This window comes from Clostridium sp. LIBA-8841 (assembly GCF_057782475.1).
In genome coordinates, this window is the sequence record NZ_CM173488.1 from 2,861,680 (window position 1) to 2,886,155 (window position 24,476).

A 24,476-nucleotide genomic window follows, 5' to 3' on the forward strand; every position below is an offset into this window, starting at 1 on the left:
CAAGTTATAAATTTAATAACCTAGTATATTCTTGGATAATTTAAGCTATTATTGACAATAATGTATAGATGTTAAGGAGGTTCATGGCGTGCTGAAATTTTTTTTATTTTTTATATTATTCCTACTTCTAGTTCTAATATTTTGTCCAATTAAAATTAAAATAAAAGTACTTGCTTCAGAAGAAGATCTAAATATTTATTTTTATAAATTCAAAGTATTTTCTTTACATAGATTTATTAAATATAAACATAAAAAACAGTGTAAAGAATACTGTGAAAAATCTCCTTCACAAAAATCTTCTAAGAAACCTTTAGATGAAAAAAAAAGGCTTTTAAAAACCGATTATGGAATAAATGTAACTAGATTAATCAAATCATTGATTGCAAATAGATTTAAACCTTCTTTTAAATTTTCATTTGATTTAACATATTCAACAGAAGATGCTGCTTTAACTGCTTTAACCTATGGATTTATACATCAAATTTTATCTTTATTATTTTTAATTTTTGATTCATTTTTTAACTTAAAAAAATTTTCTAAAGATATAAAACCTGAATTTAATGATAATAATTCCTTATCTTTTGAAATTGAAGGTATAATTACCACAAATTTCGCTCAAATTATATATATATGCTTTATATATTTAATAAGCTTAACAAAGTAGGAAATATTCTATTTTTAAATGGCATAAACTCAAAATATATTTTTGGAGGTTTTTAAAATGACAAACTCAAATCACCCAATAGAGAATTTAATGGGCACAACAATGGAAAATCTTCGTGACATGATAGATGTTAATACTGTGATTGGAGATGCAATTGAAACTAAAGATGGAAGCTACATAATTCCAATCTCAAGAGTATCTTTTGGTTTCGCTTCTGGTGGCTCAGAAATTCCAAATAAAGAGCAAGAAAAGCAAGAAAATAGATTTGCCTTTGGGGGAGGTTCTGGAGCTGGTGTTAGCGTAAAACCAGTTGCATTCTTAGTTTTAAAAGGAGATTCTGTAAGACTTCTTCCTGTAAATCAAACTAATACTTATGACAGAATAGTAGATAGTATACCACAAATAATAGAAATATTTAAGGACATAAATTATAATAAAAAAGATTTTAAAAAGGAGTCTTGTGATTGCGATTAAAGCGCCTGCTATAGCTTTATATAACTCACTAAATAGTTTCTAATAAAATATTCCTGATTTTATTTAAGAGTTCTCTATTATAGATAAATACCCTCTAATATAATAAAATCAATTAACCAAACTCCATAATAAAACAACCTAAAACCTAAACTTCTTACTTCGCAGGGAGTAAGAAATTAAGAAACTTAATAATTTAGTGAGTTACTTTTGCTATTAAAATACTAAAAGGTAGAGAAGTTTATTTCTTCTCTACCTTTTAAATTTATTCTTCTGTCGCTGCTACTTCATCTTCTTCATCACTAAAAAGTTCTATAGATGGAAGATCACCTAAATCATTTAAAGCAAAATGTCTTAAAAACTCATCTGTAGTTCCATAAAGTATAGGTCTTCCTGGTACTTCTAATCTTCCGGTTTCTTCAACTAGGTTCTTTTCAACAAGCCTTTGTATAGCACTTTCACTCTTAACTCCTCTTATTTCATCTATCTCTACTCTAGTGATAGGTTGCTTATAACATATAATAGCTAAACTTTCTAAAGAAGCTTGAGATAATGATTGTCTAACATTCTTTTTTAGAAGCTTTTGAACATGCTCACTATTTTTAGTTTTAGTAACAAGTTGATAAGTTCCATTTAAACTAATAAGCTTTATCCCTCTTGCTCCATCTCCATTATATATATTCATAAGCTCTCTCATTAAATCTTCTACATATTTAAAATCTTCTTCTACTATTCTACATATATCTTTTAAAGCTAGTGGTTCACCACTAACAAATAAAAGAGATTCTATAATAGACATAAGTTCATCTTTTCTAGAAATCTCGCTAAACTCTATTTGGTTTATATCACTCATTAACTATCACCTTCTCCATCATAATCTCTCCAAAGTTTTCATACTGAACAACTTTAACTTCACTTCTTTTAATGAGTTCAAGCATAGCCATAAAAGTAACAACTACTTCTAACTTACATTCACATTGTGGTATAAACTCAGAAAATCTAATAACACTCTTTTCATTTAGTTTGTCCCTTAGGAAATTAATTTTATCAGTAATCTTATACTTATCTACACTTATCTTTTTTTCCATGACATTTACGTTTTGTTTTTCACCGTAAATTCTCATTAAATTATTATAAAGCTGATAAAGATCAAGCATAGTTATATTTTTAAAGTAATCTTCATCAAGTTTGTTGTCCACTTCAACCTCAATAATTTCAGCTTTCTTCGTAAATACTTCTCCAGTAGAAAGTTCTCTTTCTCTTAAATAAGCACTTATTTTCTTAAACTTTTTATATTCTTGAAGTTTTTCCATTAACATCTTTTGAAGGTCTTCCTCATCAACCTCATCCTCAACTTTCATCTTAGGAAGTAAGGACTTAGATTTTATCTCTATTAAAGTGGCTGCCATAACTATAAACTCTGAAGTTATCTCTAAATCAAGTTCCTTCATTAAGGCTATATATTCTAAATACTGTTTTGTGATTTCATGAATCTTTATCTCAGTAATACTCATTTCATTCTTTTTGATTAAATGCAAAAGCAAATCAAAAGGTCCATCAAAGTTTTTAAGTTTGATAATTGGCATCTCCATAGTTTATTTTTTCTCCTACTATTCAAAACTTCACATAATATCATAACAACTATCCCCTAAAAAAGCAATGAACATCACTGATAAAGCTAAAGTTACCATTAATAACCTTATCCTTTTTTAATCTATTAATATACCTTTATATAGTTTACTATATTTGAGGCTAGTGTTGATTTTTAGATAGAACTGTAAGACCATCTTAATGAGCATCTAGTATTGCATTCATATACGTAGGAATAATAGCGTTAAGAAGCTTTTTCTGTTTGAGCGTAGCGAGTTTAAAAGCTTTAGCTATTATTCTGGAGTAGATGGTTGCAATACTTTGCAAAATTAAGTAGTTCTGAAGGGCTATCTAAAAATCAACATTCACCTCAAATATAGACTTATAAAAAAACAACTGGCATAGGTAGACTATATGCCAGTTGTTACTCTTTTTAGCTAATGAATATTTATGTTTAATTCTAAATCAAACCACTCAAAATGTCTAATAATTTAAAAATCTAATTATTTTTATTTGTTTTACTTTTATCTTTTGCTCTCTTATTCAATAATTCAACTAAATTTTCAAGTTCTTTTCTAGTTACATTTTTATCTTTCATAATAATTCCCTATCTTAATATAACTTAAATATATTTTTAGTCTTCTTCAGCATTATTTTTTTCGTCTTGTTTTTTATCATCTGTCTTTGCATCTCTTATCTTTTCTGCTTTTTCTTCTTTAATTTTTTTATCTTCTTTTTCCATACTTGGAGCATTTGCTTTTTCTTCTTTTATATCATTTTTATTTTTAGACTTATCATTTTCTACTTTTCCGTTAGTCTTTTCATCTTCTTTCTTCTCTTCTACTTTATCTTCCTCTTCACTATTAAAGAAATTCTTAACCTTAAATTTAACACTGTCAATAATTCCACCTTTTTTCATGTCTCTATCTGAATATAGATCCACTTTACCTAAAAGTTCTCCATCTAAATAATATTCACAGTATCCAACAGTCTCAAATTCCTTAACCTTTGTCTTGCTTTCATCTAAAACAATTTTCTTTTCTACTTTATCACCCATGCCCCTTGGATAAACTATGGTTAAATCATCTTTAGCCTTTCCTATGATAAACTTATCACCAGTTTTACTCATAGGGATTTGTTCAACGTCACTGTCTTTTTTAGCTACTTGCTTACTTTCAAATTTAGAAAAACCATAGTTCATAAGCATACTAGCATCTCTATTTCTGATTTTAAAGGTTGGAGCTCCCATTATTACGGAAAGCATTCTAACTCCATCCCTAGTTGCAGTAGCTGAGATACAGTATTTAGCATCATTAGTGAATCCAGTTTTAAGACCATCGCATCCCTTAAAGAATCTAACTAATTTATTATGGTTAACAAGTTCAATAGGGGATTTTCTTCCTTCTGATATAGTTTCCATATAAGTTCCTGTATATTTTAATATAGTAGGATGTTTTAAAAGTTCTCTAGACATTATAGAAATATCATATGCAGTTGAAAGATGTCCATCAATAGGAAGTCCTGTGCAGTTTTTAAATGTAGTATTTTTCATTCCAAGCTCTTGAGCTCTTTTATTCATCATTTCAACAAAGCCACTTTCACTTCCACCTAAATATTCAGCCATAGCCACAGCTGCATCATTACCAGAAGCAATACCAATTCCCTTTATAATCTCCTCAACAGTTCTGATTTCTCCAGTATCTAAAAGCATGGTACTTCCACCCATTTTCTTAGCTGTTTCACTAACTGTGATTTGATCTGAAAGTTTCATTTCTCCTCTATCTACTTTCTCCATGGCAAGTAGCATTGTCATGATTTTTGTTACTGAAGCAGGTGCAAATTTTTCATTAGCATTTTTCTCATAAATTATTTTCCCTGTACTAGCCTCCATGAGAAGTGCTGATTTTGCTTCTACATCTATTGCTTCTTCAGCTTTTACGAGAACAGAAGAAAACATGCTAAATAAAGATAAAAATATTGCAAATGCTGCTATTTTTCTTATGTATTTTTTCATAATATCTCCTCCTTTCCTGCTTATTTTCTCCTAAAAGAGATAAATTATAAGCAAAAAAGAAAAAGTTATCCTATACTAAATTCGTATAAGATAACTTTTATGAAAAAATCTATAATGAGCATCTAAAATTTAAATTTCTACTCCTCTTAAAACTATTAAATATAATAATAAGACTTTTGAAATTTATTTATATAAAGCAAGTTGGGTTCCTTGTTAGATATGGTTTCAAAGATTGTGATGCGTAACTATAATCTAAGCTATACCTAACAAGAATCCAACAAGCTTTACAGCTATTTTATTAACTAAATACTATTTAACTATATCGTATATTAATGGGATATCTTTTACTGAATCTGAAATTTCATAGTTAGCTAGTATTCCATCTACTGCTTTCTTACCTTTTTCTTCATCATCAGCATGAATATATGCTATGATATCTCCTTCATTAACTTTATCTCCTCTTTTCTTTTCAAGAACAATACCAACAGCTAAATCTATTATACTTTCCTTAGTAGCTCTTCCTGCTCCAAGTTCCATAGCAACTAATCCTATGTTCTCAGCATGTATTTTGCTTACCACTCCTGATTTAGTAGATTTAACTGGAATTACATATTTAGCATTGTGGAAGTTTGATATGTCATCAATAACAGATGCATCTCCACCTTGAGCTGTTACAAACTCTTTTAATTTTTCAATTGCTTTTCCTGAAGTTATTGTTTCCATTAACATTTTTCTAGCCTCATCAGTATCTTTAGCAACACCTGCTAAAACAACCATGTTGCTTCCAAGTGTTAAACAAAGTTCTAAAAGATCCTTAGGACCATTTCCTCTTAATGTTTCTATAGCTTCTTTAACTTCTAAAGCATTACCTATAGCAAATCCTAAAGGTTGATCCATATCTGAGATTATGGCAACAGTATTTCTTCCAACATGTTTACCTATACCAACCATTTCAGTTGCAAGTTCTCTAGCTGCCTCTGGAGTTTTCATAAATGCTCCATCTCCAACCTTAACATCTAGTACTATAGCATCTGCACCTGCTGCTATCTTTTTACTCATAATACTTGAAGCTATTAATGATACATTATCAACAGTTCCAGTAACATCTCTTAAAGCATAAAGCTTTTTATCAGCGGGAGCTAAATCTCCTGTTTGTCCACCAACTGCTAACTTTATATTATTAACATTATTTATAAACTGATCCTTAGTCATTTCTACTGAGAATCCATCAAAACTTTCTAATTTATCTATTGTTCCACCAGTATGTCCAAGACCTCTTCCTGACATCTTAGCCACAGGAATTCCTAAAGCCCCAACCATAGGTCCTAAAACTAAAGTAGTTGTATCACCAACTCCACCTGTTGAATGCTTATCTACTTTTATACCGTGAATTTCACTTAAATCTAATATATCTCCTGAATTAACCATAGCCATAGTTAAGTCTGAAGTTTCTCTCTTATTCATTTTTTGGAAGTATATCGCCATTAATAAGGCTGCTACCTGATAATCTGGTATTTCACCATTTGTATATTTATCAACAAAGAAATTTATTTCCTTTGTACTTAATTCTCCGCCATTTCTCTTTTTTAATATTAAATCATACATTCTCATAAGTTTTTCCTCCATATCATCACATCATGGTAACCTTTTCACAACTTCATTTTATCAAAGAGAATCCCTATTTACAAGTACTTTCCCGTATTTATTTATAATATATTTTTAAACAATTAATCAATTATTCTTTTTTTAATTATAAAATCGTAAAAATTTCACAAATTTATTTATCAAATACCAATTTAAATACTCTAAAAATTACAAAAAGAAAAGACTTTTATGAAAGCCTTTCCTCTTTTTACTATTACTTATCTAATTCAGCTTTAGCTGCACTTGGCACCTCATCAGGTTTAACTTCTTCATAGCTAGTAATCTCATTTACAGAATTATCTTTTACATCTTTAACCCTTATTTCTAAATAGGCATCTTTTCTCAATTGCTTTTTATCTGATGAAAATCTAACCTTTATTCCTTTTCCATCTTTATCATAAGCACTTACATCTTCATATTGATAATAAATGAAATCCTTTTTTTCACCATCTCTAATATATGGTTCTTTATGCTCTTTACCATCCTGTATTATCTTAACATAAAATTTTTCAGTATTTATTTCATTAAGCCTTGTACATCCAATCATTCCTGATAACATTGATACTGCAAAAATACCTATAATTAATCTTTTTATGTACTTCAAACCTCATCACACTCCTTTAATAATTCTTCTTTGAAGCATTTATCTTAATCACTAAATTCATTATAAATTCAAAGTGAAAATTTTAATATTTATCTTTATTACATTACTCTTACATTTTTGTAATTAAGAATAAAGTATATCTAATAAAATATTTATCCATAAATTAAAGCAGTTATCTATTATAGATAGCTTTTTAACTACTAAATAATAAATAACTGCATTAAATTTTTATGCTCTAGGGTGAGCCTTTCGATATATATTATTGATTTTTTCATTATTTATAATATCATAGTACATATCTATATAAGTCATTACTTGATTTCCAAGTAATTCTTGTACTACTTTAGCATTAGCTCCATTTTGTAATAAGTGCACCGCAAAAGAATGTCTAAAGGTATTTAAATTAATATCTTTACCAATATTTGCAATTACAGCATATTCCTTAACAATTCTCCAAACTCCTTGCCTAGTTATAGGCTCTCCACTCATATTTAAGAAAAGCTTGTCTGATCCCTTAGAATTATCTTCTCTAACAACTATATATCTTTTAAGAGATTCCTTTGCTGCCTTTCCTATTGGTATAAGTCTCTCGTATCCTCTACTATCTCTACAATTTACAAAAGATGAATCCAAATTGACATCTTCAACTCTTAAAGATATAAGCTCTGAAACCTTCATGCCAGTTGCATACATAAGTTCTAGTAAAGCTTTATCTCTTATCCCCTTTTCAGTTAAAGCATTTGTGGAGTTCATAATTTTGTTTATCTCGTCAACAGTAAGAACTAAAGGTTTCTTCTTTTCAACTCTTTCTTTTTTCATAGTCAAATTTGGAACCTTCTTTAAAAATTCTTCTGCCACTAAGAAATTATAAAAATTTCTTAAAGATATGATAGTTCTTTGGATTGATGATGGAGACTTGTGACTCTCTTTTAGATGTTGTACATAAGATACCAAAGGATATCCATCCTCATCTACCTTAAGCCCTTTTTCCTCTACAAAATCTAAATACATAGAGACATCTGTAATGTATGCACTTACGGTATTCTTTCTCTTTCCTATTGATTCTAGATATACTTCGTATTTGCTTACTAAATCTTTCATATTAACTCCTAACCAAAATGTTATTACATAATTATTTATATTACAGAAATCACCTACTAATTACTAATCTTATTAAATTAGGTGAGATATATGTTTCAATTAATATTCCTGATATGATAATTAGGCTCAAAAGTCCTTGAAAGTTTAAATATGTCTTACTAATATCAAGTTTTATTCTGTCTCTAGCTCCCCCCATTTTAAGCTTAGTCATGGAATGTTTTATAGCTAAAACACTAATTAACATTATTATTGGAATAAAAATTAAATTTTGAATCATTAAACCTGATAATACTAACATAAGTCCTTTGCCACCTAAGATGCTAACTATTAAAGAAAAGGTAAATCCAATAACATAACCTTTTGCCAAATCCATCATAAGAATTACAGGAATTCCTACAGCTGTATAACCTAATAAAATTATTATTACTACCATTGGTAAAACATTCTTAATACTATCAGCAAGAATACTTGTATAAGCCACTGAATTTCCATTTAAGAATCCTAAGAAGTTATTAAAATAATTAGTAATCTCAACCCTATTAAAATCACTCATGTAGTAAACTGTATAGGACCCTAAAACTATACCAACTAAAAAGAATAAAAGTACCCATAAAAAAGTGATTTTATTTTCCTTTAATGACTCCATAAGCCCACTTAAAAACATCCTCATAAATCCTCTCTCCCCTTCCATTAAGCTATCTATTAAAGAATATGATTAACATAATAAAAAGATACGTACTTTTTAAAATTTATTTTTAGCCTTATAAAAAGCTAGCTAAAATATTCTAACTAATTATTTTATTAGAATATATTTTTAATTTAGTCTGTATATTTTAATATAAGATTTAATAGGAGTTATTTATATTGAAAAAAAGATTATGTTTCATATCTATTGGCATCCTAACTATACTTTTTAGCAATAATATTTATGATTTTTTCTATAGTGGTTATGGTGAGACTTTTAAACTAATAAAAACTTTTTCTTTTATGCTAATTGGCTTAGCATTAGTTTAAATTGGTCTTTTTTTAGATTTTAATTATTTTATGAAAGAATAAATTCTAAAAAAATAAGAACTAAAGTAAATTCAAATACTTTAGTTCTTATTTCTAATTATTTTATATTTTCATAGAAAAATAGGCACGCTATTGTTTTAGCATCAGTTATTTTTCCTTCTATAATCATCGTTTTAACTTTTTCTAAGGAATACTCCTTTAAATTTAAAAATTCATCATCATCAAAGTTTGTTTGTCCTTTTTTAAGTTCATGGGCTTTATATAAGTGAACTACTTCATCACAAAACCCTGGTGATGGAGCTATTTTCCCTAAGTATATCACGTTATTAGCAGAGTATCCTGTTTCTTCTTTAAGTTCCCTTAAAGCTGCCTCTTCTAAGTTTTCTCCTTGATCAACCTTTCCTGCTGGTAATTCTAAAAATACTCTATCAAATGGCTTTCTAAACTGTTCTACCATAAGAATATTTCCATCCTCATTAAATGCAATAACACAAACACCATGTGAGTGTTTAACAATATCTCTTTCAACCTCATTGCCATCTGGTAACTTAACTTGCTGTTTAATAACCTCCATAAAGGAACATTTAAATACACTCTCTTCATTTAAAGTTTTTTCGTATAAATCCATAACTCTCACCTTATTATAAATATTTTTGACTCTGTTTTAAGCTAGATCTGAAGAGCTAACTTAAAATCAACATTTCTTTAAAACAGAACCATATTTTTAATTATTACTATATTTTAAAACTGTTATCAAATTTCTACTCCTATGAAATTATAAATCTCCAAATGATAATTGAGAAAAATCACTATTCATAGTATTATCAATTTTAATATTTTTTCTTCTTAACCTTTTTCTTTTTCTCATAATCCCATTAGGACATCCTTCAATGTGCTTATTCTTAGGTAATGTATAAAAATATTTACCATCTCTTATCTTTTTTACTTCTCTAAACCCAAGTCTTGCTTTACATCCATCTATTGGACAAGATAAGTTACCCTTATATATTTTTTCATACTCCGACTTAGTTATACAATTAGCCAATATAATTTTCTTTTCAACACCTTCTATATATAAGGCTTTTCTCATATTAATCCCCTCCTATCTATACGTAAAATTTATTTTTAATCAAGACTATATCTTAATAAAAAAGTAATTTAGGATTATTTAATATGACTACTTCTTGTTTCTACAAAAAAGCACTTTTTACCACGCAAGAACTTAGCTGATAAAAAGTGCTTTTTCTATGAATATAAACATAAAAACTATATTTATACTAAAGTTAATTCTAATAAATTTTTTATATTATGATACTTTATTTTTAAGTCTTAATTTATCTGCAACCATAGCTATAAACTCTGAGTTTGTTGGTTTACCCTTATCATTGTGAATAGTATGTCCAAATATTTTATTTATAGCATCTATTTGGCCTCTTCCCCAAGCAACCTCTATAGCGTGTCTTATTGCTCTTTCAACTCTACTTGCAGTAGTGTTGTATTTCTTTGCTATTGAAGGATATAACTCCTTAGTTATAGCTGATAATAATTCCATATCATTAACAACCATAGTTATAGCTTCTCTTAAATACATATATCCTTTTATATGCGCAGGAACTCCTATTTCATGGATTATACTAGTTATTTCAACCTCTAAATCCATTGGCTCCTTGTTATCTTCTGAAACTGACTCTTCATTTTTTTTGCCTTCAAGAACACTCATTGTTGGCTTATTTGGAGCAGTCTCCTCTGAAATTGTGCTATTGAACATTTGTCTTATTCGTTCTGTGAATACATCCATGTCAAATGGTTTAACAACGTAATAATCAGCTCCTAAAGTTATAGCTCTCTGAGTTATCTTATCTTGTCCAACAGCAGATAATACTATTACTCTTGGTGCTTTTTCTAATCCTAGAGAATTTATTCTCTCAAGTACCCCTAATCCGTCTAAATGTGGCATAATTATATCTAATACAACTAGATCTGGTTGTTTTTCTTCTATAAGTTTTAAAGCTTCTAATCCATCCTTTGCTATTCCCGTAACAACAATATCTCTTTGACTTAATAAATAGTCATTTAGAATATTGCAAAACTCTTTGTTATCATCAGCAATTAATACAGATATTTTTGATTCTTTCATGCTTCCCTCTCCTTAAACAATTCACTATATCCATTTTTTTACATTCTTTATACCTTAACTATATTCGACAAAACTTATTTATTTCCTTTTTAAAAAAAATAAATACTAAAAAATTCAGTTAATTTTCTAGTATTTATTATAACACATATTTACATTAATCTCACTTATTTTCTATTGTATAATTTGAGCATCTTTTAACATCCATTCTATATATATCCCATATCCAATTTCCGGCTTGTTAACTAAAACATGTGTTACAGCACCAATTATCTTATCACCTTGTATAATTGGACTTCCACTCATACCTTGAACAACCCCACCAGTTTTCTCTAAAAGTCTTTCATCAGTAATTCTTATGATCATACTCTTAGTACTAATAGTATCTTGTTTATTAAGTTTAACTATTTCAATGTCATATAATTTAGGTCCCTCTTCATCTATAGTTGTAATTATTTGAGCTGCTCCTGGTTGAATTTCATCTCTCCATCCAACCTTATAAGTCTTATTGTTAATATTTTTAGAACTTTCTTTATTCATACTACCAAATATTCCACACTGAGTATTTCCTGTAACATCTCCTATAGGTGTTTTTTCATTAGAAAAAATTCCTCTTAATTCGCCTGGATTACCTTTTACTCCTTTTTTTATGCTTATTATTGATGAATTTAAAAGATCTCCATTTTTAATTGATAGAATTTTATCTGTTTCACTATCTGTTATTGGATGACCTATTGCACCATATTTCCCACTTTCCTTGTCATAAAAAGTAAGTGTACCTACACCGGCAGTAGAATCTCTAACCCAAAGACCTATTTTATAATCTCCATCTTGATTTTTTGCTAAACTTATATTTTTGGTTATTTCTTCACCATTTCTCTCTAACAATATTTCAACATTTTCAGATTTATTTTCATTAATTTTTTTTGATAGATCTTTTGAACTCTTTATTTTCTTTCCATTTACAGATAAAAGTCTATCACCAATTTGTATGCCACCATTTTGAGCTGGACTTGATACTTCTCCATTAGCTGTTGTTAAATCTGAATACCCTACTGCTAATACACCATCTGTAGACACCCTTACACCAACTGAGTTCCCTCCAGCGCATAACTCTATATCTTTTTTTTCTTGTTCCTTATTTACTAGAGCTACGCCATATCTGTTCTTAAACTTTTCATCCTTATTATTTGTTCTAGAACTTAAAGAATAGAAATTAGTACTTGCAAAAACATTATTACTTCCAGAATAATCCCTTGCAAATAATACAGAGGATAAAAGTAATATTAAAGAAATCATTATTATTGATATACTTTTTATTCTTTTATTAATATTTTTCATTAACTATCTCCTCCTTTTCTATTCTTAATTTGCCCCTTTCAAAATCATAATATCCTGTATTAACTTTGTTATTGTAGCCAAATCAAATTAAAATATACTAAAATTCTCATATTATATACTAAAATTCTCATAATAGTTTTAAAATAAAAAAAAATAGAACTGTTTAACAGTTCTATTTTGTATTAAAAACCACATTATTATGTATGAAAAGTCTTAATTGTTTCTTTTTTTGTATTTGCTAACTCTATCATTTCTTTAGCACTCAGTAATGTATTACTTGTCATCTCAACGCCGCCTAGCATTTTACCAACTTCTTCTATTTTTTGCTCGTAACTTATAGGTTCAACCTTTGAAAAAGTTTTATTATCTATAACATTCTTTCTAACCATGTAATGATTATCAGACATACTTGCTATTTGAGGAAGATGTGTTATGCAAAAAACCTGATGCTTTGTAGATATTTCATACATCTTTTCTCCAACAGATTGCGCTATTCTTCCACTTATACCTGTATCAATTTCATCGAAGATAACAGTAGGAATCTTATCTTTATCAATAAATACAGCCTTTAAAGCTAACATTATTCTTGAAAGCTCACCACCAGAAACTATTCTTTCCATAGGCTTTAAAGGTTCACCTGGGTTTGTTGATATAAGAAACTGAACCTTGTCCTTTCCTTTGGAATTAAAAGTTTCATCCTCTTCAATAAGAACTTCAAACCTACATTTTCCTAATCCAACATAAGCTAATTCCTTGTGAATATTCTCTTCTAATACTTTAGCAAGTTCTTCTCTTTTTACATGAATTCTACTTGCTATTTCACCTAAGACAATTTCAACTTTGCTTTTATTATGTAAAAGCTCTTCAATTATTTTTTCTGAATTTTTAATATTATTTATTTGAGATGAAATATTCTTTTTATACTCTAAGATTTCATCTATGCTATTTCCATATTTCTTCTTTAAAGTAGCTATTTTAAACATACGGCTATTTATATCTTCTAACTCATTACCATCATAAACACTTTCATCACATATATCTCTAAGTTCTCTTGCCATCTCTTGTATTTCATAATACATTTCCATCATCTTAGAATTTATGTTTTTTATTTTTTCTAAATGTTCTTCAACATTTGAAAGTTCTCTATTTACTACTGATAAGGAATCTAAGACACTATTTTCAACTCCATTTAAAAGGTTATAGGAGATCCCTAATGAATTTTTTATTTTTTCTGCATTAGATAAAACATTAAATCTTTCAGTTAATTCTTCCTCTTCTCCTTTTTTAAGTTTAGCCTCTTCAATTTCATTTAACTGATATTCTAAATAATTTAAAAGTTTTTCATCCTTACCTTCATTACTTAACTCACTGATTTGTCTCTCAATTTCTTTAAGCTCTGAAAATTTTCCGCTATATTCCTTTAAATCTCCACTTAGTTTATCATCTCCAAAATCATCTAAATATATTATATGATTTTCTTTATTTAATAAATTTTGATTATTATGTTGACCATGAATATCTAGGAGTGTACTACTAATTTTTTTTAATGTAGTTACTATTATACTCCTACCATTTACTTTTATATTGCCTCTACCATTAGTAAAGGTTTCTCTAGAAATTATTAAAGTATCATCATATTCTATTTCTAGTTCATCTAAAGTCTCTTTTAATCTCTCATTGTCATCTATAGAAAATACAGCCTCTACAAAAGTCTTTTCTTCTCCAGTTCTAATTAAGTCCTTGTTAAACTTACTTCCTTGAACATAATTTATAGCATCTATAAGTATAGACTTACCTGCTCCAGTTTCTCCTGATAAAATAGTAAATCCTTCTTTAAAGTCTAAAGATGCTTTTTCTATTAAAGCAAAGTTATTTATAGTTAATTGTAAAAGCACACTTCTCCTCCTTATTTACCCTTCTATCATTTCTAGTATTCTAGAAACTAGATTTTCTGCTTTCTCTAAGCTTCTAGCTAATATAAATATTGTATTGTCACCAGCTATAGTTCCTGCAATCTCTCCTAAATGAAGCGTATCTATAGCCTCTGCAGCAGCTGGCGCTGATCCTGAAAGTGTTTTAACAATAACCATCTTATCAACATTTTCTGCTGAAGTTACAGTGTTAGCTAATATATTGCTTAATCTATCGCCCATTTCATTTTTTTCTTCTTCTATTATAGTGTATCTATAACGTCCTTTATTATCTTGTTTTTTAACAAGCTTTAAGTTTTTTATATCTCTAGATACTGTAGCTTGAGTAACATCAAAACCAGCTTTTTTTAATTCTTCTGCTAATTCTTCTTGAGTTTCTATAACTGTTGACTTTATAATCTCAATTATCTTAGAATGTCTCTTAGATTTCATTTCAACTCACCTTCATCTTATTTATTCTATCTTAAACAATTTTTTTCTTAGAACCTTAAAATAGCTCTTGTTATCAAAAGAAATTATTCTAAAAAATTCTTTTGCTTTTTTTATTAAAACTTCATTATGTTTTTCTAACTTTAAAGCTTTTTGTCCATCTATTGTAACAAAGACATCTGATTCATTAATGAGAGGTTTAACTCTTATTGTATTGTTTCCGTCTATTATCATAGGTCTTGAATTTGGTGTATGTGCACATATAGGAACTATTGATATTATTTGCAAATCTGGCATTATAAGAGGTCCTCCAGCTGAAAAAGAATATGCTGTTGATCCTACAGGTGTAGAAATTATGACCCCATCTCCTTTAAAGGTAGCATAAAGTTCATCATTTATAAAGACCTCATATTGTGCCATTCTAGATAAAGTACCTCTAGCAACAACAATATCATTTAAAGCTCTCTCTTCTGAACAGGTTGCACCTTCTATTGTACAAGAAAGTAACATTCTCTCTTCCACCTTATAATCTCCGATTCTTATTCTATATAAAGCTTCTTCTAACTCACTGATTTCAGCTGTCACTAAAAATCCTAAATTTCCAATATTAATACCTAAAATTGGAGTATCTATAACTGTGGAAAATTTTCTAGCAACTCCTAAAAGTGTTCCATCTCCGCCAAGAACTATTAAAAGATCTAAAATTCTTAACTTTTCATAGTCACCCTTATAAAACTGATCTATGACCCAAACCTTATCTGGTTTTAAATACTCTTCAACCTTAAACATGACTAAGTCTAAAATTCTATTTTCTTTATCTTTTTTCTTATTAATTATAATTCCTATATTTTTCATGCCCCAAAACCACACCTTTACATTCACTATGTAATTTATTTAAAGAAATTATAAAACTAAAATTTAATGTATAATAACTTATTTCTATAAATCACTGTGAGACTTATCAACTACTTCATCTATAATACTATTGTCAAATTCTTCTACATTATTAGTTTTCTTTAAGTATATTAAATACTCTATGTTTCCCTCTGGTCCTTTTATAGGAGAGAAATCAAGGCCTAATATGTTCATCTTATGAGATAAGGCAAAATCAACAATTTTCTTGATTACTTCCTTATGTGTAGAAGCTTCTCTTACAACACCTTTTTTACCTACTTTTTCTCTTCCTGCTTCAAACTGAGGTTTAATAAGTGCCATAACTTCTCCATCTTCTTTTAAAAGATTAATTACAGCCGGTAAAACAGTTGTTAAGGATATGAATGATACATCTATTGATGCAAAATCACATGGTTCTCCTATTTGCTCTGGAGTTACATATCTTACATTAGTTCTTTCCATACACACAACTCTTGGATCTACTCTAAGTTTCCAAGCAAACTGTCCATATCCAACATCAATTGAAAATACTTTAACAGCATCATTTTGAAGCATACAGTCAGTAAATCCGCCAGTTGATGCTCCAATATCTAAGCATCTTTTTCCTTTAAGATCTATTCCAAAGGATTTAACTGCCTTATCAAGCTTAAATCCCCCTCTACTAACGAAAGGTAACTTTTCTCCTCTAAATATGATATTTGAGCTTACAGGAACTTTTTCTCCTGCTTTATCAACTCTCTGTTCACCTATAAATACCATTCCTGCCATTATATATCTTTTAGCTTTTTCTCTTGACTCTGCAATACCTTGTTCAACAAGAAGTACGTCAAGTCTTTCTTTTTTCTCTTTTTTATCCGCCATAATGTTCTCCTTTAAAGTAATTCAATCAACGTGTTTTTTATTCCTTCTGCATCTAATCCATTGATCTTATATAAAATATCAGGCTTACCATGTTCTATAAATTTATCATTAAAAGCTAAAGTTATAACTTTTTCTTCATGTCCAATTTCATTTAAATATTCTAGAACACCTTCTCCGAAACCGCCTTTTTTAATATTATCTTCAATGGTTACAATCCTAAATCCATTCTCTGATAAAGATTTTAAAAGCTCTTTATCCATAGGTTTTATAAATGTTGCATTTATTATTAAAATATCTACGTTCTTTTCTTCTTTTAGTTTTTGTGCAGCTAACATAGCGTGTTGAACCATTTTCCCTGTGGCTACCACAGCTATTTTTTCTCCATCTTGTATCTTCTCCCATTTACCATACTCTATTTTGCTTAAAGGTGTTAAAGGAACATCCATATCTCCACCTCTAGGATAGCGTATAGCTAGAGGTGCATTAAATTCACTTGCCCATTTTAATATAACTTCCATCTCATCTATGCACTTAGGTGCCACAATAGTCATATTAGGTATTGGAGATAAGTATGAAATATCAAAGACACCTTGATGTGTTTCTCCATCTTCTCCAACAATTCCAGCTCTATCTAAACAAAGAGTAACAGGTAACTTTTGTATGCATACATCATGTAAAACTTGGTCATAAGCTCTTTGTAAAAATGTTGAATAAACTGCAAAGAAAGGTTTTAATCCCTCTGCTGCCATTCCTGCTGCTAAAGTAACAGCATGTTGCTCTGCTATTCCAACATCAAAGAATCTTTCAGGAAATTCTTCTCTAAATTTCTTAAGCCCTGTTCCATCTGGCATCGCTGCAGTAATTGCTACAACTTTTTCATCATTTTTAGCTAGCTTAATCATTTCCTCTCCAAAAGTAGATGAATAATTTCTACTTGCAAATTTAGAAATCACACCTTCTTCTAAATTAAAAGGTGATACTCCATGATACTTATTTGGATTTTTTTCTGCTAACTCATAGCCTTTTCCTTTTTTAGTTACAGTATGTATTATAACTGGTCCCTTTCTCTTCTTAGCTATCCTTAAAACTTCGTTTAGTTCCTTAATATTATGTCCATCTATAGGGCCAAAATATTTTAAGCCAATATCCTCAAAATACATACTTGGTACAACAAACTTTTTAACTCCATCCTTTAATCTAGAAAGAGATTGTTTTACACGCTTTCCAAAGGAAGTAGTCTCTAAAGTAGAACCTATATCTGACTTTAATTTGTTATAACTATCGCCCATTCTAAGCTTATTTAAGTATGTGGCAAGACCACCAACATTTTTACATATTGACATTTGATTATCATTTAATATGATTATAAGATTATCTTTTCTATATCCAATATCATTTAATGCTTCTAAGGCTATTCCTCCAGTTAATGCACCATCACCGATTACAGCAATAACTTGATTATCTTTCCCAAGTAGCCTCTGCGCTCTGGCCATACCTGCTGCTGAAGATAATGATGTACTACTATGTCCTGTAGCAAAGAAATCATATGAGCTTTCCACTCTTTTTGGAAAACCACATAATCCCCCATATTGTCTTAAAGTATCAAATTTATCTTTTCTTCCAGTTAAAATCTTATATGCATAAGATTGATGACCTACGTCCCATATTATTCTATCTTCACTAAAATCAAAATTTTTAAAAAGTGCTACTGTTAAATCAACAACTCCTAAATTTGAAGCTAAATGCCCTCCAGTATTCGAAACACTTTCTATTAAAAACTCTCTTAAATCCTCAGATAATGCCTTTAATTCATTTTCATTTAAATCCTTTATTTCCTTAGGATCAGTTATTTTCTGTAGAATTTCACTCATTTAAACCAAATCCTTCATTATTAAAATTTTCTCTCTAAAAGCCCCATAGTTAATTCCTTTAAAGGCTCTGTATTTCCTTCTATTGAACTTAATATCTCTATACATTCCTCTGTTAAGTTCACACATTTATCTTTGCACTCTTCTAATCCAAAAATGGTTATATAGTTGTTTTTATTACACTCTTGGTCTTTGTGAACATTCTTCCCTAAATCTTCTGCATTCCCTACTACATCTAATATATCATCTTTTATCTGAAATGCTAACCCTAATTTATATCCAAATTCCTCTAATTTTTTAATATCCTTATCTGAAGCTCCTGCTAAAACTCCTCCAGCCAGTATTGAAGCCTTTATAAGCTCCCCTGTTTTCTTTAAGTGCATGTAATTTAATTCATCTAAAGAAATTTCTTCCTTTTCTTCATTTATTATATCAACAATTTGGCCACCAATCATCCCGTCTGATCCAGCAGCATCAGCAATTATCTTAGTTGCTCTTAAAGCATCTCTTCCTTCCTCTAAGGAATAATCCACTAAAACTTTCATAGCTTCATTTAAAAGAGCATCTCCTGCTAAAACAGCAATTGCTTCTCCAAATACTTTATGATTTGTTGGCTTTCCTCTTCTTAAATCATCATTATCCATACATGGTAGATCATCATGTATTAAAGAATAAGTATGTATCATCTCAATTGCCATCGCTGGTGATAATACCTTCTTATAATCACTCTTATATATATAATAAGACAAAAGCATTAATATAGGTCTAACTCTTTTTCCACCTACATTTATGCTATATGCCATTGAATCATATAAAACCTTATTGTATTCTCTTTCTCTGTCAAAATAAGCTTTTAAAGACTGGTCAACTTCCTCTTTTAAGCTCTTAATATTCATTGCTGTATCCTCCAAAGTCTTCCTCTTTTTCATCCTCAACAACCTTTATTTTTCCTTCTAAAGTGTTAAGTTTTTTATATAATTTATTTATTATTTTAACACCATTTTCATAATTCTTTATAGACTCTTCTAAAGTCAACTCTCCATTTTCAAGCTGCTTCACGATTTCATTCAATTCACTAACCATACTCTCATAATTAGTTTCTTTTCTAGCCATCTCTCTGCTCCTTACTCATTAATAATTTTTATATCTATATTAACGGAACCATCCTTCATTATCACTTTTACCATATTATTCTTTTTTAATTCACTTACTTCATTGATTACCTTACTGTTTTTATCCATTATAACTGAATATCCTCTTCCTAAGGTATTTAAAGGATTTAAGGTCTGTAATATGCTATTTAAAGCAACAAGCTCATCTTTAGCTTTATCAATTTTTCTTTTACCTAAAAAATTAAGTTTTTCTTCTAATCTATTGACTTCCTTAATTCTCTTTTCAATTATGCTTTTAGGATTATTACTTTTAAGTCCTTTATAAAGTAAATCCACATTATTTTTTGCATTTAAAAATTTTCTATCTACGGCTCTTTGTAAAAACTCTTTTTTATTTAATAAATCATTTATCATTTCCTGTAATGATGGAGAAACTAATTCTCCTGCCGCTGATGGTGTAGGTGCTCTCATGTCACTTACAAAATCACTAATAGTAAAATCTACTTCATGACCAACAGCTGATACAGTAGGTATTCTACTATTAAAGATTTCATATGCTAACTCTTTATTATTAAAAGCCCAAAGCTCTTCAATAGATCCTCCACCTCTACCTAATATTATAACGTCAACTGATTTTTCATTATTAAAATATCTAATACCCTCAATTATTGACTCAGCTGCATTTAATCCTTGAACCTTAGCTGGATATAATACAATATCTAAGGCCTTATTTCTTCTTTGTATAACATTTATTATGTCTCTTACTGCAGCTCCAGTCCTTGCTGTGATTATTCCAATTCTTTTAGGATACTTAGGCAAGGCTCTTTTATATTTTTCATCAAAAATTCCCTCTTCACTAAGCTCTTTTTTTAATTTATGAAACTCTTCAAAAAGCTCTCCAATTCCTGCTTTTTTTATATTTTCACAATAAAGCTGATAAGTTCCTTCTTTATGATAAACACCTAATCTAGCCTTTATTTCAACCTTCATTCCCTCTTCTAGTCTAAAATCTAAATTAACTGCATTATTTTTAAACATAATGCAGTTAATCTTGCTATTTTCATCTTTCAATGAAAAATAAATATGACCACTTGAATGGAATTTTAAATTAGATATTTCACCTTTGACATTAAGATTCTTTAATATAAAGTCATTTTCAACTAATTTTTTAACATAGTTATTAACTTCACCAACAGATAATGTCTTTAGTTTCATTCTAATCTAACTCCTTACAAACATTTTTCAAAAGAAGAGTTGTAGTTAAAGAACCTACCCCTCCTGGAACTGGTGTAATAAATGATGCCTTCTCATAAACATCATCAAAGTTAACGTCGCCTGTTATCTTGCCGTCAACTTCACTAGTTCCTACATCAATAACAACCGCTCCTTCTCCAACATAAGAAGAATCTATAAAGTTAGCTTTTCCAATAGCTACCACCAATATATCAGCTCTTCTGCAAACTTCTTTTAAGTTCTTAGTTCTTGAATGACATACAGTAACTGTGGCATTTTCATTTAAGAACATTTGAAAAAGAGGTTTTCCAACGATGTTGCTTCTTCCAACAATAACAACTTCTTTTCCCTCAATCTCAATATTATAAGCCTTTAAAAGGGTTATTACACTGTTTGGTGTACATGGCAAGAAACATTTTTCACCTTTATAGAATCTACCAACACTAATTTCTGAAAGACAATCTAGATCCTTATTTGCATCTATTAAATTCGTAACAGTTCTTTCATCAATATGTTTTGGCAAAGGTAATAAAAGCATTATCCCATTTACACTTTCATCCCTATTTAGCTCTTCTATTTTCAGTTTAAGTTCATCCTGTGAAACATCTTCTCTTAACTTTATTTTATCAAATTCTATGCCTAAATTATTAGCTAATTTTTCTTGGAAGTTTTGGTAATATACTGAGCCTCCATCATCCCCAACTAGTATAGACGATATTTTTAAAGTCTTTCCAGAAGCCTTTAATTCCTCTGTATAATTCTTTATTTGCCCCTTTATGTCTATAGCTACTGTTTTTCCGCTTAAAATTTTATCCATTACCTGCCCCTCCAAATCTTCTTACTCTAGTAAATATAAACTTTAACTACTAGTTCATGCTCTTATATATTTTATCTAAAACACCATTTATAAATGAAACTGATTTGTTATCAGAATATTTTTTACATAATTCAATAGCTTCGTTTATTGATACTTTTCCCGGAACATCTTCTGCAAATAACATTTCATAAACAGAAATTCTTAATATTGATAAATTAACCTTTGATATTCTGTTTAATTTCCACTTTACAAGTTGAGCTTCTATTAAAGAATTTAACTTTTCTTTATTTTTTTCTATTCCTAATAATCCTGCTTTTATGTATGCTAAATCTAAATCGCTTTTAAGAATCTCTTCATTCTCCACAAAATCATTAAATGTCTGTAATGCAGATTCTGAAGTTATTTCCATTTGATAAGCTAATTGTAATAAATGTTCTCTTGATTTTACTCTATTCATTATATCCTCCTATGTTTTGAAAATACTCTATTTAGTATTATTGTCTTAATTTATATTATTAATCATATAATTAATGATTTAACACAATGAAACACCCTCTGAAATCAGAGGGTGACTACTATTTTTTTCCTATTTCATTTTTATCTTCTTCTTTTAAGATAACTATGTTTTGCACATATATGTTCACTAGTGCCACCTTAAGTCCAGTTATAGCTTCAACAGTCCTTCTTACGTTTTCCTGCACTTGAGAAACTACATCAGGAATTTTAATTCCATATTGAACTGTAACGCCTATTTCAATGATAGCTTCACCGTTCTCTACATTTACTTTAATTCCCTTGCCTAAACTTTTCTTTGAAAATTTATGTCCTATTCCAGTGCTATTATTATGATTTATCTCAAGTATTCCATCTATCTCAGATGCAGCTATACCAGCTACGACACCGATAACTTCATCAGATATATTAACTATACCTAAGTTAGCTTCATCTCTATTCAATTCATTCATAAAGCTGAACCCTCCTACTAATTTTCACGAAACTTAATTAGTTATAGGTTCATTATAGCAAATAACTAATTACAATACAATTAATTATTTTTTTTCTATATCAACGTCATAAACTTTTGATACATTCATAACTATATCTTGAATTTCAACCATTTTCTCTTGAGTTAAATCTTCGTCAGTTTTAACTACAACCTTAGCGTTATCACCATCTATAAAACATATTACATCTTCATAACCTTTACTCTTTATGCTAAGTTCTATTCTTGTTTCATAATCTCTTGCCATAGTCTTTTCAGTTAATTCTTTCTCAGCTTCTTCTTTTTGCTCTGCTGATGTGTTCTTATCTTCTACTATAGCTTTTAAGTTATCGATAGTCTTAGAGTCTTTTTGTTCTCTTAAGTTTCTTGACTCATAGAAGTAATCTGAAGATGTTTCTGTAGCTTTTTCATCATTTTCTCCAAAAGCAGTTGGAACTTCTCCCATGCTCTCTTTTATTTGGTTGTTAACTCTAGTTGCCAAGACGCCAGTACAAACTATTAATGCTAAAAGTGTTAAAATTATCCCTGCTTGCTTTTTGTTCATAATGAACCCCCCATAAATTTAATTATTTATTTTTCCATAGCCAATACATTTACCTTATCTACACTTATGTTATATAAGCTTGATACTGCTTTTGTTATTTCATATTTTATTTTGCTATCTTCTGCACCTTCAGCCACAACCATGACTCCTATAACATTTGGTTTTTCTGTCTTTAATATAACTGGTTCACTTCCATCAGAACTGTTTGACATAACAATCTTATCTCCATCAGTTTCTTGTGAATTAACCCTTGTTCCTCCTTCACTATCAGTCTCTTCTGTAGTACTTTTTTGAGAAGAATTATCTACTGCTGGTACCTTGACCTCACTACTTTCAAAATTTATTACTACATCTACTGCTCCCACTCCACTGATCTTTCCTAATATCCTCTCTAAATTTCCCTCTTGTTTTTCTTGATAACTTAAAACTTCTGAGTCCTTTGGACTCTTATTATTCATATCTTCTTCAGATATTTTCTCTGAATTAGTCTTCTCACTTTTAGATATATTGTTTACTCCTGTAAAATATGACACAACTAAATAAAACATTATGACTAGCAAAAGTATTATTATTAAGTTGGCAATATTCTTTTGTTTTAGAACTTTAGACATCTTGTCCTTTAAATCCTGTGACCCCATACTACCTCCTAAGCATATGAAACAATTATATTTTCATGAGAAATTTCAAGTTCTTTTTCAACAAACTTTTCAACCTTTTCTAAAAAAGAATCTTTTTTTTCCTCTTTATTAAGCTTTTCTTCTCCAACAACAACCTTCTCTACCTTTTTTACCTTTTTTTTATCTAAAACCTTAATTTCTGCCTCTTCAATATCTACCATAACATCATCAAAGTCCACTTTTCCTATTAAATTAACCTCAAATTCATTTTCATAAAATTCGTCCTTTAAAGCCTTTTCTAAATTTCTCTCTACATTTTCTAAAATGGCTTTTTCCTCATATAGTGATACCTTTTCCTCTTGATTTTCCACAGCTCCATCTATTTTGTTTTCAAAAGCATTTTCATCTATTTCCTTATTAAAATTTAGTAATCCTATTATTGGAGATAACATTACCGAAAGTATTATTAATGAAAATACAAACTTAACATGCTTTTTCACCGATGAATTAGGTAAAATTATGTTAGCAATAGATATGATGACTATTACAACACAAAGAGTTGAAATCCAATTTTTTAAAAGATCCATCAT

The 24,476-nt window shown here is 29.1% G+C and carries 26 protein-coding genes and 1 pseudogene; 2 read left to right on the forward strand and 25 right to left on the reverse strand.

What is annotated here, in order from left to right; all coding sequences use genetic code 11:
- Positions 1-88 precede the first annotated feature (88 nt).
- Both AC2A4K_RS12475 and ytfJ read left to right on the forward strand, forming a co-directional pair.
- Positions 89-664 (forward strand): DUF2953 domain-containing protein, encoded by a 576-nt coding sequence (locus AC2A4K_RS12475; RefSeq protein ID WP_322502816.1) that lies wholly within the window; start codon positions 89-91, stop codon positions 662-664.
- 57 nt (positions 665-721) lie between these two features.
- On the forward strand, positions 722-1,138 hold the full coding sequence (ytfJ, locus tag AC2A4K_RS12480) for a GerW family sporulation protein (RefSeq protein ID WP_322502817.1): 417 nt from the start codon (positions 722-724) through the stop codon (positions 1,136-1,138).
- A gap of 262 nt (positions 1,139-1,400) precedes the next feature.
- Here ytfJ and scpB read toward each other — a convergent pair whose 3' ends face one another.
- The 25 genes and pseudogenes from scpB to spoIIIAF form a co-directional block, all read right to left on the reverse strand.
- Positions 1,401-1,988, reverse strand: coding sequence for an SMC-Scp complex subunit ScpB (gene scpB / locus AC2A4K_RS12485; protein WP_322502818.1), 588 nt, complete (start codon positions 1,986-1,988; stop codon positions 1,401-1,403).
- Positions 1,981-2,727, reverse strand: coding sequence for a segregation/condensation protein A (locus tag AC2A4K_RS12490; protein WP_322502819.1), 747 nt, complete (start codon positions 2,725-2,727; stop codon positions 1,981-1,983). The genes scpB and AC2A4K_RS12490 overlap by 8 nt, the downstream gene beginning before the upstream one ends.
- Before the next feature lie 803 nt (positions 2,728-3,530).
- Positions 3,531-4,739 (reverse strand): annotated as a pseudogene (locus tag AC2A4K_RS12495) (D-alanyl-D-alanine carboxypeptidase family protein); the annotation flags it as partial.
- 309 nt (positions 4,740-5,048) lie between these two features.
- Entirely contained in the window at positions 5,049-6,350 is a 1,302-nt protein-coding gene (locus AC2A4K_RS12500; RefSeq protein ID WP_322502820.1) for a pyrimidine-nucleoside phosphorylase, read from the reverse strand.
- 247 nt (positions 6,351-6,597) lie between these two features.
- Positions 6,598-6,987, reverse strand: a complete 390-nt coding sequence (locus AC2A4K_RS12505; protein WP_322502821.1) for a YxeA family protein — start codon at positions 6,985-6,987, stop codon at positions 6,598-6,600.
- Positions 6,988-7,215: 228 nt separating this feature from the next.
- Positions 7,216-8,088 (reverse strand): site-specific tyrosine recombinase, encoded by an 873-nt coding sequence (locus AC2A4K_RS12510; protein ID WP_322502822.1) that lies wholly within the window; start codon positions 8,086-8,088, stop codon positions 7,216-7,218.
- Positions 8,089-8,137: 49 nt separating this feature from the next.
- Positions 8,138-8,758, reverse strand: coding sequence for a stage II sporulation protein M (spoIIM, locus tag AC2A4K_RS12515; RefSeq protein WP_322502823.1), 621 nt, complete (start codon positions 8,756-8,758; stop codon positions 8,138-8,140).
- Between the two features lie 441 nt (positions 8,759-9,199).
- Complete coding sequence (locus AC2A4K_RS12520; RefSeq protein WP_322502824.1) at positions 9,200-9,730, reverse strand: NUDIX hydrolase; 531 nt, start codon at positions 9,728-9,730, stop codon at positions 9,200-9,202.
- A 147-nt stretch (positions 9,731-9,877) separates the two neighbouring features.
- On the reverse strand, positions 9,878-10,192 hold the full coding sequence (locus AC2A4K_RS12525) for a hypothetical protein (protein WP_322502825.1): 315 nt from the start codon (positions 10,190-10,192) through the stop codon (positions 9,878-9,880).
- Between the two features lie 216 nt (positions 10,193-10,408).
- Positions 10,409-11,239, reverse strand: coding sequence for a sporulation transcription factor Spo0A (gene spo0A, locus AC2A4K_RS12530; protein WP_322502826.1), 831 nt, complete (start codon positions 11,237-11,239; stop codon positions 10,409-10,411).
- A 171-nt stretch (positions 11,240-11,410) separates the two neighbouring features.
- Complete coding sequence (gene spoIVB / locus AC2A4K_RS12535) at positions 11,411-12,577, reverse strand: SpoIVB peptidase (protein WP_322502827.1); 1,167 nt, start codon at positions 12,575-12,577, stop codon at positions 11,411-11,413.
- A 197-nt stretch (positions 12,578-12,774) separates the two neighbouring features.
- Positions 12,775-14,472 carry a DNA repair protein RecN gene (gene recN, locus AC2A4K_RS12540; protein ID WP_322502828.1) on the reverse strand — a complete coding sequence of 566 codons (1,698 nt, stop codon included), beginning with the start codon at positions 14,470-14,472 and terminating at the stop codon, positions 12,775-12,777.
- 15 nt (positions 14,473-14,487) lie between these two features.
- Positions 14,488-14,940, reverse strand: a complete 453-nt coding sequence (locus AC2A4K_RS12545) for an arginine repressor (protein WP_322502829.1) — start codon at positions 14,938-14,940, stop codon at positions 14,488-14,490.
- A 21-nt stretch (positions 14,941-14,961) separates the two neighbouring features.
- Positions 14,962-15,792, reverse strand: coding sequence for an NAD(+)/NADH kinase (locus AC2A4K_RS12550; protein WP_322502830.1), 831 nt, complete (start codon positions 15,790-15,792; stop codon positions 14,962-14,964).
- An 84-nt stretch (positions 15,793-15,876) separates the two neighbouring features.
- The gene (locus tag AC2A4K_RS12555; RefSeq protein ID WP_322502831.1) at positions 15,877-16,692 is read right to left on the reverse strand and encodes a TlyA family RNA methyltransferase; all 816 of its coding nucleotides are present in this window, start codon (positions 16,690-16,692) and stop codon (positions 15,877-15,879) included.
- A gap of 11 nt (positions 16,693-16,703) precedes the next feature.
- Positions 16,704-18,563, reverse strand: a complete 1,860-nt coding sequence (gene dxs, locus AC2A4K_RS12560) for a 1-deoxy-D-xylulose-5-phosphate synthase (protein ID WP_322502832.1) — start codon at positions 18,561-18,563, stop codon at positions 16,704-16,706.
- A gap of 20 nt (positions 18,564-18,583) precedes the next feature.
- Positions 18,584-19,456 (reverse strand): polyprenyl synthetase family protein, encoded by an 873-nt coding sequence (locus AC2A4K_RS12565; protein WP_322502833.1) that lies wholly within the window; start codon positions 19,454-19,456, stop codon positions 18,584-18,586.
- On the reverse strand, positions 19,446-19,673 hold the full coding sequence (locus tag AC2A4K_RS12570; RefSeq protein WP_322502834.1) for an exodeoxyribonuclease VII small subunit: 228 nt from the start codon (positions 19,671-19,673) through the stop codon (positions 19,446-19,448). The genes AC2A4K_RS12565 and AC2A4K_RS12570 overlap by 11 nt, the downstream gene beginning before the upstream one ends.
- Positions 19,674-19,684: 11 nt before the next feature.
- The gene (gene xseA / locus AC2A4K_RS12575) at positions 19,685-20,887 is read right to left on the reverse strand and encodes an exodeoxyribonuclease VII large subunit (RefSeq protein ID WP_322502835.1); all 1,203 of its coding nucleotides are present in this window, start codon (positions 20,885-20,887) and stop codon (positions 19,685-19,687) included.
- A 1-nt stretch (position 20,888) separates the two neighbouring features.
- Complete coding sequence (locus AC2A4K_RS12580; RefSeq protein ID WP_322502836.1) at positions 20,889-21,722, reverse strand: bifunctional methylenetetrahydrofolate dehydrogenase/methenyltetrahydrofolate cyclohydrolase; 834 nt, start codon at positions 21,720-21,722, stop codon at positions 20,889-20,891.
- 49 nt (positions 21,723-21,771) lie between these two features.
- A complete protein-coding gene (gene nusB / locus AC2A4K_RS12585; protein ID WP_322502837.1) occupies positions 21,772-22,179 on the reverse strand; it encodes a transcription antitermination factor NusB in 408 nt (135 codons plus the stop codon).
- A 118-nt stretch (positions 22,180-22,297) separates the two neighbouring features.
- On the reverse strand, positions 22,298-22,687 hold the full coding sequence (locus tag AC2A4K_RS12590; RefSeq protein ID WP_322502838.1) for an Asp23/Gls24 family envelope stress response protein: 390 nt from the start codon (positions 22,685-22,687) through the stop codon (positions 22,298-22,300).
- An 84-nt stretch (positions 22,688-22,771) separates the two neighbouring features.
- On the reverse strand, positions 22,772-23,269 hold the full coding sequence (locus AC2A4K_RS12595; protein ID WP_322502839.1) for a SpoIIIAH-like family protein: 498 nt from the start codon (positions 23,267-23,269) through the stop codon (positions 22,772-22,774).
- Between the two features lie 26 nt (positions 23,270-23,295).
- A complete protein-coding gene (gene spoIIIAG / locus AC2A4K_RS12600) occupies positions 23,296-23,907 on the reverse strand; it encodes a stage III sporulation protein AG (RefSeq protein ID WP_322502840.1) in 612 nt (203 codons plus the stop codon).
- 8 nt (positions 23,908-23,915) lie between these two features.
- Positions 23,916-24,476, reverse strand: coding sequence for a stage III sporulation protein AF (spoIIIAF, locus tag AC2A4K_RS12605; protein ID WP_322502841.1), 561 nt, complete (start codon positions 24,474-24,476; stop codon positions 23,916-23,918).